The 12,860-nt window shown below is 59.6% G+C and carries 7 protein-coding genes and 1 tRNA gene; 7 read left to right on the top strand and 1 reads right to left on the bottom strand.

Annotated features, from left to right (window positions below):
* Nucleotides 1-70 precede the first annotated feature (70 nt).
* Nucleotides 71-147 (bottom strand) — tRNA-Arg (locus AACR14_RS15560).
* A gap of 232 nt (nucleotides 148-379) precedes the next feature.
* On the opposite strand from AACR14_RS15560, the gene AACR14_RS15555 reads away from it, so the two are divergent.
* The 7 genes from AACR14_RS15555 (at nucleotide 380) to kdpB (ending at nucleotide 12,847) form a co-directional block, all read left to right on the top strand.
* Entirely contained in the window at nucleotides 380-976 is a 597-nt protein-coding gene (locus AACR14_RS15555; RefSeq protein WP_005339267.1) for a TetR/AcrR family transcriptional regulator, read from the top strand.
* A complete protein-coding gene (locus tag AACR14_RS15550; protein WP_005339268.1) occupies nucleotides 973-2,106 on the top strand; it encodes an efflux RND transporter periplasmic adaptor subunit in 1,134 nt (377 codons plus the stop codon). Before AACR14_RS15555 ends, AACR14_RS15550 begins: the two co-directional genes overlap by 4 nt.
* 15 nt (nucleotides 2,107-2,121) lie before the next feature.
* Nucleotides 2,122-5,202 carry a multidrug efflux RND transporter permease subunit gene (locus tag AACR14_RS15545; RefSeq protein WP_005339270.1) on the top strand — a complete coding sequence of 1,027 codons (3,081 nt, stop codon included), beginning with the start codon at nucleotides 2,122-2,124 and terminating at the stop codon, nucleotides 5,200-5,202.
* Nucleotides 5,203-5,320: 118 nt separating this feature from the next.
* A complete protein-coding gene (locus AACR14_RS15540) occupies nucleotides 5,321-7,288 on the top strand; it encodes an ATP-binding protein (protein ID WP_019446839.1) in 1,968 nt (655 codons plus the stop codon).
* Nucleotides 7,289-7,364: 76 nt separating this feature from the next.
* Entirely contained in the window at nucleotides 7,365-8,714 is a 1,350-nt protein-coding gene (gorA, locus tag AACR14_RS15535; protein ID WP_019446838.1) for a glutathione-disulfide reductase, read from the top strand.
* Nucleotides 8,715-9,039: 325 nt separating this feature from the next.
* Nucleotides 9,040-10,722: a potassium-transporting ATPase subunit KdpA gene (gene kdpA / locus AACR14_RS15530; RefSeq protein ID WP_019446837.1), complete on the top strand. Its 1,683-nt coding sequence runs from the start codon at nucleotides 9,040-9,042 to the stop codon at nucleotides 10,720-10,722.
* Nucleotides 10,723-10,789: 67 nt separating this feature from the next.
* The gene (gene kdpB, locus AACR14_RS15525; RefSeq protein WP_026035125.1) at nucleotides 10,790-12,847 is read left to right on the top strand and encodes a potassium-transporting ATPase subunit KdpB; all 2,058 of its coding nucleotides are present in this window, start codon (nucleotides 10,790-10,792) and stop codon (nucleotides 12,845-12,847) included.
* Nucleotides 12,848-12,860: the final 13 nt, after the last annotated feature.

Raw genomic sequence — 12,860 nt, 5'->3', positions numbered from 1 at the left:
CCAACTGAGCTACAGCCACCACAGCTGTTTTCGTTCCACAACAACGCCCGTTTAACCGACGCACTTTTGATGGTGCGCCCGACAGGATTCGAACCTGTGACCTCTGCCTCCGGAGGGCAGCGCTCTATCCAGCTGAGCTACGGGCGCTACGCTGTCGAACGGGGCGCATTATTAATGATGGGTGCTGGTTTGTCTACACTTTTCTGTCACCGAAACACTGTTCGTTGTTTTTTCAAGCACATTGCACACTTTTCTTCCAATACTCCCCAGCTGACAGCCGAAAAGGGGCAGATCGCAGTCGCAAATCGCCTTGCTGCCTTGACTTGATTTGATGCCCATCTAGAATGAATGAACGTTCATTCAATCGAAAGTCACACTGATGATTCTGGATAAAAAAGAGAGCATCTTCAACGCGGCCCATGAGGTACTGGGTGAACGGGGTTTTCATGGTCTGTCGATTGCGGAAGTCGCCAAGAAAGCCAATGTTGCCACAGGCACCATCTATCGCTACTTCGGCGACAAGGATGATCTGATCCGGCAACTGCACCAGCACACTATCTTGCAGTGTGTGCCCATGGTCATGGCCGATGTAGCAATCGATAAAGTTTCATTTCAACAATTTCGCCAATTATGGCTCAATATTCATGCCATTTTTGTTAACGAACCCAACGCTATCCGGTGCAAATTGCAGTACGAGAGCTCTCCGCTAGGGGCAGAATTGGAAACCAATCCTGTCATTCTGGCCGCCTGGGAGCCTCTGGACCGATTTTTTGAACAGGGCGTTGAACAAGGATTGTTTATTGATTTACCGATACGGGCACTCCAGGTGTTGAGTCTGGACAGTGTCATGCATCTGGCCCTGCAGTGCAGGGTGCACAACATCACGCTGACCGAATCGCAGTTGGAAACCGCGATCCGGGCCAGCTGGAATGCCATTTTATCCCCCAATCTTTCCACCTCAGGAGCCTGTTCATGAAAAAGTGGATGGCCATTATGTTGCTGATAGCGATCGCCTTGTTTGGCAGCGTCATCGGCTTCAATTTGTTCAAACAGAAGATGATTGCCCAATATATGGCCAACCGGCCGGAACCCGAGTTCCCCGTCACCGCCATGGTGACCAAGGCGCAGGATTGGGTACCGACCATCGAAGCGATCGGCTTCATCGAGCCGAATCAGGGGGTGACCCTCTCCACCGAACTGGCAGGTACCATTGACGCCATCACCTTCGAGTCGGGCAAACCGGTCAAGGCTGACCAGCTGCTGCTGAGCCTGGACTCCACCGTGGAGCGGGCCAATCTGCGCGCCTCCCAGGCCAAGCTACCGGCGGCAAAAGCCAAGTTCGATCGTTTCCAGAACCTCTACAAGACCAGCTCCATCTCCAAAGAGCAGCTGGATGAAGCCGAAGCGGCCTATCGTTCGCTGGAAGCGGATATCGAGAGTCTGAAGGCGACCATTGCCCGTCGTGAAGTGCGCGCGCCCTTTAGCGGCGTGGTCGGCCTGCGCAATGTGTTCCTCGGTCAGTATCTGCAGCCGGGCACAGATATCGTGCGCCTGGAAGATACCAGCGTGATGCGCCTGCGCTTCACCGTGCCCCAGACCGATATCTCCAAAATCAAGCTGGGCCAGACCATCAAGATCAATGTGGATGCCTATCCGCAAACCCAGTTTGATGGTCACATCACCGCCATCGAACCTGCGGTCAACTTCCAGAGCGGCCTGATCCAGGTACAGGCAGACATTCCGAACAACGACGGTCAGCTCCGTTCCGGTATGTTCGCCCGCGCCAGCATCATTCTGCCGACGGTGAAAGATCAGATTGTGATCCCGCAGAGCGCTATCTCCTTCACCCTTTACGGTCAAAACGTCTACGTGCTCAAAGAGGGCGAAGAGACCGACAAAGAGGGTAACAAGGTGAAAGTGCTGCGAGCCAAGCAGGTTGTGGTCAAGGCGGGTGAGCGCCGTGGCAACGATGTGCATGTGCTCTCCGGCATCCAGGCCGGTGACCAGATCGTACTGTCGGGTCAGGTTCGCCTGAGCAACGACACCAAGGTGCATGTGGTCGAGAACGATGCCCTGGCCGTTCCGGCACAAACCCCGATGCTGTAAGCGCGGAGATCTGCGATGCGATTTACTGACATATTTATAAAACGGCCTGTGCTGGCGATCTCGCTCAGCTTCCTGATCGCCTTGCTGGGCTTTCAGGCCATCTTCAAGATGCAGGTACGGGAATACCCCGAGGTGACCAACACGGTGATCACCGTCAGCACTGGCTACTATGGCGCCAGTTCTGATCTGATCCAGGGGTTCATCACCCAGCCGCTGGAACAGGCGGTCGCGCAAGCCGACAACATCGACTTCATGACCTCCTCCAGCCAGCTGGGTAGCTCCACCATCACTGCGTACATGAAGCTCAACACCGACCCCAACGCCGCGCTGTCCGACATCCTGGCGAAGGTGAACTCGGTGCGCTCCCAGTTGCCGAAAGAGGCGGAAGACCCGTCGGTCACCTCCTCCACCGGTTCAACCACGGCGGTGCTCTACCTCGGCTTTACCAGCCCGGAGCTCAATTCCAGCCAGATCACCGACTATCTGGAGCGGGTTATCAAGCCGCAGCTCTTTACCGTGGGCGGGGTCTCCAAGGTTGATCTCTACGGTGGTGTCGAGTTTGCCCTGCGGGTATGGCTGGATCCGGCCAAGATGGCGGCCTTCAACCTGACTGCCAGTGACGTGATGACGGTGCTCAACAGCAACAACTATCAGTCCGCGACAGGTCAGGCGACCGGTTACTTCACCCTGTTCAACGGCAACGCCGAGACCCAGGTCAAGGATGTCGACGAGCTGAAGCGTCTGGTCGTTGCTACCCGTGACGGCAAGGTGATCCGCCTTTCCGACATTGCCAAGGTGACCCTCGAGAAGAGCCACGACATCTATCGTGCCAGCGCCAACGGCCGCGAAGCAGTGGTCATGGCGGTCAACGCTGCGCCGACAGCCAACCCCATCAACATCGCCCACGATGTGCTGGCGTTGCTGCCGAGCCTTGAGCGCAATATGCCGAGCACCATGCGTCTCAACGTGATGTATGACTCAACAGTGGCGATCAACGAGTCCATCCACGAGGTTATCAAGACCATCCTGGAGGCAGCCGCCATCGTTCTGGTGGTCATCACCCTGTTCCTCGGTTCGTTCCGCGCGGTCATCATCCCGATCATCACCATTCCGCTCAGTCTTATCGGCGTAGTGATGATGATGGATATGTTCGGCTTCTCGATAAACCTGATGACCCTGCTGGCGATGGTGCTGGCGATCGGTCTGGTGGTGGATGACGCCATCGTGGTGCTGGAGAACGTCGACCGCCATATCAAGGAGGGGGAAGAACCCTTCCGGGCCGCCATTATCGGTACCCGCGAGATCGCGGTACCGGTTATCGCCATGACGGTCACCCTGGCGGCGGTATACGCGCCTATCGCCCTGATGGGTGGTATAACAGGCTCCCTGTTCAAGGAGTTTGCCCTGACGCTGGCTGGCGCCGTGTTCGTCTCGGGCATCATCGCCCTGACTCTGTCACCGATGATGTGTTCCAAGATGCTCAAGGCCAACGAGAAGCCGGGCAAATTCGAGAGCACAGTCCACCACCTGCTGGAGCGGATGACCGATCGCTACGACAGCATGCTGCACGCCGTGATGAAAAAGCGCCCCGTCATCGTGGTATTCGCCGTCATCGTCTTCGCCAGCCTGCCGCTGCTGTTCAAGTTCATCCCGAGCGAACTGGCACCGTCAGAGGACAAGGGGGTAATGGCCGTGCTGGGTACCGCACCGTCCAACGCCAACCTGGACTACATCGAAAACACCATGGCGGATGTGAACAAGATCCTGGACGACCAGCCCGAGATCGCCTTCTCCCAGGTCTTCTCAGGGGTGTTCAACGCCAACCAGGCGTTCGGTATCGCCTCCATGGTGCCCTGGAGCCAGCGTGAAGCGAGCCAGAAAGAGGTGCTGGACCGGGTCGCCAATCTGGTGAAAGACATCCCAGGTATGGCCATCACCACCTTCCAGTTCCCGGAACTGCCGGGTGCATCGAGTGGTCTGCCGATCCAGTTCGTCATCACCACCCCGAACAGCTTCGAAAGCCTGTTCCTGGTGGCCGGTGAAATTCTGGCCGCGGCACAGAGTAACGGTCAGTTCGTCTATTCGGATCTCGATCTGAACTACGACTCCGCCACCATGAAGATCCGCATCGACAAGGACAAGGCGGGTGCCTACGGCATCACCATGCAGGATATCGGAATCACCATGGGCACCATGATGGCGGACGGTTACGTCAACCGTATCGACCTGGATGGCCGCTCCTACGAGGTGATCCCGCAGGTCGAGCGCAAGTACCGTCTCAATCCGGAGTCCATCAAGGGCTACTACGTGCGGGCCGCCGACGGCAAGTCGATCCCGCTCGGCAGCCTGATCAGCATTGAAGTGGTTGGCGAGCCCCGCGCCCTGCCCCACTTCAACCAGCTGAACTCTGCCACCATAGGCGCCGTTCCGGCTCCGGGCGTGGCCATGGGTGATGCGATCAACTGGTTCCAGACCACCGCCGACGAGAAGCTGCCGCAAGGCTATCGTTACGACTTCATGGGTGAAGCCCGTCAGTTCGTCACCGAAGGCAATGCGCTCTATGCCACCTTCGCGCTGGCACTGGCCATCATCTTCCTGGTGCTGGCGATCCAGTTCGAGTCGGTGCGTGACCCGCTGGTCATCATGGTCTCTGTACCACTCGCCATCAGCGGGGCCTTGATTGCCCTGGCATGGGGGATGGCGACCATGAACATCTACTCCCAGGTGGGCCTCATCACTCTGGTGGGTCTGATTACCAAGCACGGTATCCTGATCTGTGAAGTAGCTAAGGAAGAGCAGCTGCTGCGCGGCATGAACCGGATGGAAGCTGTGATGCAGGCTGCCAAGGTGCGTCTGCGTCCGATCCTGATGACCACGGCCGCCATGATTGCCGGTCTGATCCCGCTGCTCTACGCCGCAGGCGCCGGTGCGGCACAGCGTTTCAGTATCGGTATCGTCATCGTGGCAGGTCTTGCCATCGGTACCCTGTTCACCCTGTTCGTGCTGCCGGTGATCTACACCTATCTGGCTTCCGAGCACAAACCCTTGCCGGTATTCGATGAAACCATTCCGCCCAAAGCAAACGGCGGACATTAATCATCAATGACATGCAAAGGCCCCGATACGGGGCCTTTTTTATGCTTCGCAGGAAAGACGACATAAGTGCATGAAGCAGTTAAACTAAAAAACACCACATCCAGACCGCAAGGACGCCATGTCAGGACTCTTCACCAAGACCGCCAGGGCCGTAGGCCGCAACGGACTCTCATATCGCCTGCTCTCCTACATTCTGGTCTGCAGTACCGTATTGGCGATGATCATTACGGCGCTGCAACTCGCCTGGGATTACCGCAAGGATGTCGCCGTCATCGAAGACAGCATCGGCCAGATCGAGGCCTCTTTCCTGCAACCCATCGCAGCCAGCTTGTGGAACCTGGATGAAGAGCAGGTCAAAGTGCAAATTGAAGGGATCATGAACCTGCCCAATATGCAGTTCGTGATGGTCAAGGAGATGCTCGGCAACTCCGAAGTCCCGCTGCTGACCCAGGGGGTCGAGCGGGAAAGCTATGATATCTCCCGAGAATTCAACCTCACCTATCAGGGGGAGATTGTCGGCAAGCTGTTCGTTGCCGCCTCTCTCGAGCAGATCTACCAGCGCCTCATCGAAAAATCGGTGCTGATCATGGTCAGCCAAACCATCAAAACGCTGGTGGTCTCATTTTGCATCCTGATCATCATTTATTATCTGGTAGTCAGGCACATCAACCGCATCGCCAACTACGCCCAGAAGTTCAACCTCGATCGGCTCGACATGGCGCTGGAGCTGGAAGGCCGCCCGCAGCCACGCAAGAAACCCGATGAGCTGGATACCCTGGTCTCCACCCTCAACCAGATGCGTACCCGACTGCGTGACGAGCTGGTTGCTCGCCATCAGGCGGTGGAACAACTGCAACAGGAGCGGGATTTCTCCGCCACCCTGATCAACTCGGCCAACATGGTCATCTGCTGCATGGAACCGGATTTGACCATCGCCAGCATCAACCCGGCAGCCATCTTGCTGACCGGCTACCACCAGCAGGAGCTGCTCCAGCACAACTGGCTGGATCTCTTTGTCAGCCCGGCGCAACGGGAAGAGCTGAACGATATTCTGGCGGCGGAAGGTTCACTATCAGACAAAGAGGTCATCATGCATGACCAGCAAGCCCATGAGCTGGTACTGCAATGGACCTTCGTCCCCTTCTACGATGGTCCCAACCTCAAGTACCAGATCGGCTTCGGCTACGACATCACCCAGCTGAAAAAGGTCGAGCGGGAGATAATCCAGCTCAACGAGCAGCTGGAAGGCAAGGTGGTAGAGCGCACCCGCAGCCTGAGCGAAGCCAACAACCAGCTCGGCAAGGCGTACGACGACCTGAAACAGGCCCAGCAGACCCTGGTGGAGTCGGAGAAGATGGCCTCCCTCGGCTCGCTGGTGGCCGGGGTGGCACACGAGATCAATACCCCCATCGGCATCAGCGTGACCGCCTCCTCCTACCTGCAAGAGCGGGTCGCCGACTTCAAGTCTCATATCGACTCCAAGCAGCTGTCTCGCTCCTATCTCAACGAGTTCACCGTCAACCTCGACGAGTCGATGCAACTGCTGCAGAGCAACCTGCGGCGCGCCTCTGAGCTGATCGCCAGCTTCAAACAGGTGGCTGTCGACCAGTCATCGGAAGCACGATACAACTTCAGCCTCGCCGACAACCTCCATCAGGTGGTGGTATCGCTTGGCCACAAACTGAAGAAGAGCCAGTGCGAAGTGGATATCCAGTGCGATCCCAAGCTGTCTATCTTCTCCTTCCCGGGCAGCTTTACCCAGATCTACTCGAACCTGATCCTCAACTCCATCAACCACGGGTTCGACAGCTGGGATAAACCGAAGAAGATCACCATCAAGGTGGAACAGCAGGGAGAGGAGCTGTTTATCGACTACTCGGACAACGGCCGCGGCATCCCGCCCGAAATCTTGCCGCGCATCTTCGATCCCTTCGTCACCTCCAAGCGGGGTCAGGGTGGCAGCGGTCTGGGCACCCACATCATCTACAACCTGGTGGTGCAACTGCTGAAAGGCCGTATCAGCTGTGCCAGCGAACCGGGCCAGGGCGCCCAGTTCCATATTCGCCTGCCGATACAACATAACTGAGCGCTGGCTCTTGTGAGCCAGCCGCTTTATCCCCATCATGCTGTGATTGCATTCTTAATGAGCGGAGAACCTCGCAATGGCACAGCATTTTGACTATATCGCCATCGGCGGCGGCAGCGGCGGCATCGCCTCTGCCAACCGGGCTGCCATGTACGGTAAGAAAGTTGCCCTGATTGAAGCCAAAGAGTTGGGTGGAACCTGCGTCAACGTAGGCTGCGTACCGAAGAAGGCCATGTGGTATGCAGGCCAGATCGCCGATGCCCTGAAATATGGCGCCGACTACGGCTTTGACACCACCCTCAACCACTTCAACTGGGCCAAGCTGGTCGAGTCCCGCCAGGCCTACATCGGCCGCATTCACCAGTCCTATCAGAACGTGCTGGGCAAGAACCAGATCACCGTCATCAAGGGCTTCGCCCGCTTTGTCAGCAGCAACACCATCGAGGTTAATGGCGAGCACTACACGGCCGATCACATTCTGATCGCTACCGGTGGCCGCCCGGAAATTCCGGCGATCCCGGGTGCCGAGCTGGGTATCGACTCCGACGGTTTCTTCGAACTACAGGCACAACCGAAGCGGGTTGCCGTGGTTGGAGCTGGCTACATCGCAGTCGAGATCGCCGGGGTGATGCAGGCACTCGGCTCAGAGACCCATCTGGTGGTGCGCAAGCACGCGCCGCTGCGCAACTTCGACCCCATGATCCACGAGACATTGGTCGAAATCATGGCGCAGGAAGGGCCCAAGCTGCACACCCACGCCATTCCCAAAGCCGTGCTCAAGAACGCTGACAACAGCCTGACCCTGCAACTGGAAGATGGTCGCCACCTCACCGTCGACTGCCTGATCTGGGCCATCGGCCGAGTACCGGCTACCGACAACCTCAATCTGGCTGCCGCAGGCATCGCGCTGGACGAGAAGGGCTTTATCCCGACCGACAAGTTCCAGAACACCGCCGTCGCCAACATCTATGCGGTGGGTGACAACACGGGACGCATCCAGCTCACCCCGGTGGCCGTCGCTGCGGGCCGTCGCCTCTCCGAGCGGCTGTTCAACAACAAGCCGAACGAGCACCTCAACTACGATCTGGTACCGACCGTGGTGTTCAGCCACCCGCCCATCGGCACCATCGGCCTGACCGAACCGGAAGCCATCGCTGAGTACGGTGAAGATCAGGTGAAGGTCTACCGCAGCCAGTTCACCGCCATGTACTCGGCCCTGACCCAGCATCGCCAGCCCACCCGGATGAAACTGGTCTGCGTCGGGCCGGAAGAGAAGGTAGTCGGCCTGCATGGAATCGGCTTCGCCATGGACGAGATCCTGCAAGGCTTCGGCGTCGCCATGAAGATGGGCGCCACCAAGGCGGACTTCGACAACTGTGTCGCCATCCATCCCACCAGCGCGGAAGAGTTTGTGACCATGCGCTAACCGCATATCAAAGTCACAGCAACTTGCTACCAAACCCGGCCCAGGCCGGGTTTTTTGTGCCTTGCCTGTCCACCAGCCAACAAAACCTGCCTTCTTTACGCCGATTTTACGCCAGCCAAATTGGGCTTTATGGCGCCTTTACGCCCGTTTTACATACCCTTTGAGCGTCAATGAGACCCATGGGATCGACACGGATATGCATCGATCCCTGACGCTAATTACCTCAACGGAGTCGTTATGAATTGGCTATATCTGCTGCTGGTCCTCGCCCTCGCGGGTTATCTGCTGCGCGCCCTCGCGCGCACCCATGAGTGAGGAACCGGATATGTGGCAAGAGATCATCTATCCCGTCGCGTTCGTGCTGCTGGTGCTGCTGCCGGCGCCTCTGCTTGGCAACTACCTCTATCGGGTGTTTGAAGGCAAGAGTCGCTGGCTGGCCCCGCTTGAGCGCGCCACCCTGGCCTGCTGCGGCACGGACAGGCGCGAGCAGGACTGGAAGTCCTACGCCCTCAGCCTGCTGGCCTTCAACGGCGCCGGCTTCGGCCTGCTGTTCCTGATCCTGCTGGCGCAGGGGCTGCTGCCCCTCAACCCGCAACAGCTGCCCGGGCTGAACTGGCAACTCGCCTTCAACACCGCGGTCAGCTTCATGACCAACACCAACTGGCAGGCCTACTCCGGCGAAGCCAGCCTCTCCTACTTCAGCCAGATGGTGGGGCTCACCACCCAGAACTTCGTCTCCGCCGCCACCGGCGCCGCCGTCGCCATCGCCCTGTTTCGCGGCATCGCCCGCCAGCAGACCACCCACCTCGGCAACTTCTGGCAGGATCTGGTGCGCTTCTGCCTCTACGTGCTGCTGCCGATGGCGCTGATCCTGGCGCTGCTGCTGGTATGGCAGGGGGTGCCCCAGAGCCTGTCGGCCTACCTGCCGTTCCATGCCATGGAAGGTCAGGAGCAGCTGCTGCCGCTCGGCCCTGCCGCCTCCCAGATCGCCATCAAGCAGCTCGGCTCCAACGGCGGCGGCTTCTTCGGCATCAACTCGGCCCATCCGTTCGAAAACCCCACCGCCCTCTCCAACTGGCTGGAAATGGTCGCCCTGCTGACCCTGGCCGCCGCCCTGGTCTGTACCCTGGGTCGTTACGTGAAGGATCTGGCCCACAGCCGCGCCATCCTCATCGCCATGACCATCATGCTGGTGCTGGGGCTCTGCCTCGCCATCGGCCAGGAGCTGAAGCCGGATCCCGCCCTCGCCCACCTCACCAGCGAAGCCGGCAACTGGGAAGGCAAGGAGAGCCGCTTCGGCCCCGTACTGTCCAGCATCTGGGAAGTGGCCACTACCGCCGCCTCCAACGGCTCGGTCAACGCCATGCACGACAGCTTCGCCCCGCTCGCCGGCATGGTCGCCATGATCAACATGCTGCTGGGTGAAGTGGTGTTCGGCGGCGTCGGTGCCGGCATCTACGGCATGATGCTGTTCGTTCTGCTGACCGTGTTCCTGTGCGGCCTGATGGTGGGGCGCACCCCCACCTATCTGGGCAAACGGCTCGGTATCACCGAGATGAAGTGGGTGGTCGCCAGCATGCTGGTGATGCCCATCGGGGTATTGGTGATCGGCGGGGTAACGCTGCTGATGCCGGATGCCGCCACCATCATGGGTCACGACGGTCCTCACGGCCTGTCACGCCTCATCTATGCCTACGCCTCGGCCGCCGGCAACAACGGCTCCGCCTTCGCCGGTTTTGCCGCCGGTGACAACTGGCAGTGCATCGCCATCGGTCTGGCCATGCTGCTCGGTCGCTTCGGCTACATCATTCCGGTACTGGCCATCGCCGGTCAGCTGGCCCGTGCGCCCCGTCAGGAGACGAGCGAAGGGGACTTCCCCATCAGCGGCCCGCTGTTCGTTACCCTGCTGATCATCACCGTATTGCTGATTGGTGGCCTCTCCTTCCTGCCGGTGCTGGCACTAGGCCCGGTGGCCGAACATCTGAGTCTGATCGGAGGTGCATTCTGATGAACCTGACCCTGTCGATCACCATCCGGATGCCAATGGCCAACTATCTGATGCTGGGAGCTTTCCAATGAGCAAGTCCACTGCAATGAGCACCGACACCATGTTGGTGAAGGGCAAAAAACAGAAATCACAGATCATCCAGGCAATGGTTGAGGCCCTCTATCGCTTCAATCCCAAGGCGCTGTTTGGCAGCCCCATCCTGTTCACCCTCTGGCTGGCCGCAGTCATGGCGACCGTGGAGTCCCTGCTGGGGCAGCCCTTCTCGGGGGTTGCCCCCTCGCTGGCGTGGCAGCTGACCGCCTGGCTCTGGCTGACCCTCTGGTTTGCCAACTTCGCGGAAACCCTGGCCGAGGGGCGCGGCAAGGCCCGCGCCGACAGCCTGAAAGCGGGCATGAGCCAGCTCAAGGCCCGCCGGGTGGCTCATGCCAAAGATGGTCAGGGCGAGTGGGTACCCGCCACCAGCCTGATGAAGGGGGACCTGGTGCTGGTACGCAGCGGCGAGATGATCCCGGCCGACGGCGAAGTGATCGCCGGTATCGCCTCGGTCAACGAGGCCGCCATCACCGGCGAATCAGCCCCCGTCATCCGCGAGTCAGGTACCGACCGCAGCGGCGTGACCGGCAACACGACGGTCGTCTCCGACGAGATCTGGGTGCGCGTCAGCAACAATCCGGGCGAAAGCACGCTGGATCGGATGATTGCACTGGTGGAAGGGGCCAAGCGCCAGAAGACCCCCAACGAGATGGCGCTCGATGCCCTGCTGGTAGGCTTGACCCTGATCTTCCTGCTGGTAGTCGCCACCCTGCCCTGGTTCCTCGACTACAACGGCACTCAGGTACCGCGCCTCTACCTGATCGCCCTCTTCATCACCCTGATCCCGACCACCATCGGCGGTCTGCTCTCCGCCATCGGCATTGCCGGCATGGATCGACTGGTGAAACTGAACGTGATTGCCAAATCGGGCCGGGCCGTCGAAGCGGCCGGTGACGTGCGCACCCTGCTGCTGGACAAGACCGGCACCATCACCTTCGGCAACCGGATGGCCGATGAGTTGATCCCAGCACCGGGTGTCGACCCTGCCCTGCTGGCACAAGCGGCCATGCTGGCCTCGCTGGGTGACAATACCCCGGAGGGCAAATCCATCCTGACTCTGGCCAGCAAAAGCATGGCCAAGCCGAGCCAGCTGGAGAGCGACAAGGTGATCCCCTTCAGCGCCGAGACCCGGCTGAGCGGGCTGGATCGCAACGGTCATCAATATCGCAAGGGTGCGGTGGATGCCGTGTTGAACTACCTCAGCCTCGACCGCAAGGCGGTACCTGAGCTGGTGCTCAAGTCAGTCGACAGCATCGCCCGTCAGGGTGGTACTCCGCTGCTGGTCTGCACTCAGGAGAAACTGCTGGGGGTGGTCTACCTCAAGGACATCATCAAGCCCGGTATCAAGGCTCGCTTCCAGATCCTGCGCCACATGGGGATCCGCACCGTGATGATCACCGGCGACAACCCGAAAACCGCCGCCGCCATCGCCGCCGAAGCCGGGGTGGATGACTTCATCGCCGAAGCAACGCCGGAGAAAAAGCTCGCCTATATCAGGCAGGAGCAGGCCGATGGTCGTCTGGTCGCCATGTGCGGTGACGGCGCCAACGATGCGCCCGCACTGGCGCAGGCTGACGTGGGTCTGGCCATGAACGAGGGTACCCAGGCCGCCAAGGAGGCGGGCAATCTGGTGGATCTCGACTCCAACCCCACCAAGCTGCTGGATGTGGTGCTGGTCGGCAAACAGCTGCTGGTGACCCGTGGCGCCCTGACCACCTTCTCCATCGCCAACGACGTGGCCAAGTACTTTGCCATCCTGCCAGCCCTGTTCATCGCCGCCTACCCGCAACTGGGGGCGCTGAACCTGATGCAGCTGGGCAGCCCGCAGAGCGCCATCCTGTCGGCCATCATCTTCAACGCTCTGATCATCGTAGCGCTGGTGCCGCTGGCGCTGCGTGGTGTCGACCTGAAGGGCTCGGCCGCCAGTCTGCTGCGCCGCAACCTGTTGATCTACGGGGTCGGTGGTCTGCTGGTGCCTTTCATTGGCATCAAGCTGATCGATCTGGTCATTACCGGCCTGGGTCTGGTGTAACGACATAACCGGG

The organism is Aeromonas sp. 159, assembly GCF_963862045.1.
GTDB lineage: Bacteria > Pseudomonadota > Gammaproteobacteria > Enterobacterales > Aeromonadaceae > Aeromonas > Aeromonas veronii.
Note: the sequence above shows the minus strand (reverse complement) of the source record. Positions and strands in the feature narration are given on the sequence as shown.